The organism is Chryseobacterium metallicongregator (genome assembly GCF_031324065.1).
GTDB classification, from domain to species: Bacteria; Bacteroidota; Bacteroidia; order Flavobacteriales; family Weeksellaceae; genus Chryseobacterium; species Chryseobacterium metallicongregator.
On sequence record NZ_JAVIXS010000038.1, the window covers coordinates 1 to 1,422 of the forward strand.

At 34.2% G+C, this 1,422-nt stretch carries 2 protein-coding genes; both read left to right on the forward strand.

The genetic code is table 11. The features are described from left to right. The first annotated feature begins 127 nt into the window (after positions 1-127). Positions 128-673, forward strand: a complete 546-nt coding sequence (locus REB14_RS24160) for a peptidoglycan-binding protein LysM (protein ID WP_079242269.1) — start codon at positions 128-130, stop codon at positions 671-673. Positions 674-1,011: 338 nt separating this feature from the next. After that, the gene (locus tag REB14_RS24165; RefSeq protein ID WP_309523491.1) at positions 1,012-1,389 is read left to right on the forward strand and encodes a hypothetical protein; all 378 of its coding nucleotides are present in this window, start codon (positions 1,012-1,014) and stop codon (positions 1,387-1,389) included. Positions 1,390-1,422: the final 33 nt, after the last annotated feature.

A 1,422-nucleotide genomic window follows, 5' to 3' on the forward strand; every position in this document is an offset into this window, starting at 1 on the left:
AACCATGTAGTGATTTTACTACGTGAACTTCCTTTTTCCACTACAAAGAAACTTTTAGCACCACTATAAATTTGCAGTATACAAAAGATAACAATTAAGTAAAAAATAACAATAAAATATTACCATCATGAAAAAACAAATCGTAATCACAGCCTTAACTTTTGGAGCGATCATATTAGGAACTAACAATGTTCAAGCTCAAAATACAACTGCAACCACAACGGTAAACATTACTCTGAACGACGTAATCTCCATTGACGCAGGAAGTACTGCCATTGGTAATACAGTTGACTTTAACTACGTTACTGCAGCAGATTACAACTCTGATCAGACCATTACTAAAGCCAACTCTTTAAAAGTTACTTCCACGAAGAACTTTAATGTTAAAGTAAAAGCAGGAGGTGCTAATTTTATGAATGGAACGAACTTAATTCCTGTCAATGTTTTGACAATTAAAGCAGCTACAGCTGCCGGAACAATGGGCGGAACAAAAAATACTGTAGTTTTATCTGCAACGGATCAGAATTTAGTTACCAATGCTCCTCTTGGAAGTGCCTTAACATTGAATCTGGATTACACTATTCCAGCAGCAAAATCCTCATCTTCTGATATTTTAGGTAAACCAGCCGGAACTTATACGCAAACAGTAACTTATACCGCAACAGCTTTATAAATTAATTTTTCATATTAATATTTTGTGATTTGGTGTTTCGAAGGCTTCCTCAGGAGGCCTTTGATTTTGTATGTATTGTACCGATTATAGATAAAACTCAAAATCCGGGAATTTATATTACGACAGCTTTATAATAGAAATAACAGCAATTTATATATGCCCTCAACACTTTCTAAGTGTTGAGGGTTTTACTATTTAAGTCAAATGAATAAACCATGTAGTGATTTTACTACGTGAACTTCCTTTTTCCACTACAAAGAAACTTTTAGCACCACTATAAATTTGCAGTATACAAAAGATAACAATTAAGTAAAAAATAACAATAAAATATTACCATCATGAAAAAACAAATCGTAATCACAGCCTTAACTTTTGGAGCGATCATATTAGGAACTAACAATGTTCAAGCTCAAAATACAACTGCAACCACAACGGTAAACATTACTCTGAACGACGTAATCTCCATTGACGCAGGAAGTACTGCCATTGGTAATTCAGTTGACTTTAACTACGTTACAGCAGCAGACTATAACTCTGATCAGACGAATACTAAAGCCAACTCTTTAAAAGTTACTTCCACGAAGAACTTTAATGTTAAAGTAAAATCAGGAGGTGCTAATGAAATGAAAGGAACGAACTTAATTCCTGGCAATGTTTTGACAATTAAAGCAGCTACAGCTGCCGGAACACAGGGCGGAACAAAAAATACTGTATAGTTATCTGCAACGTATCAGAATGTAGTAACCAAT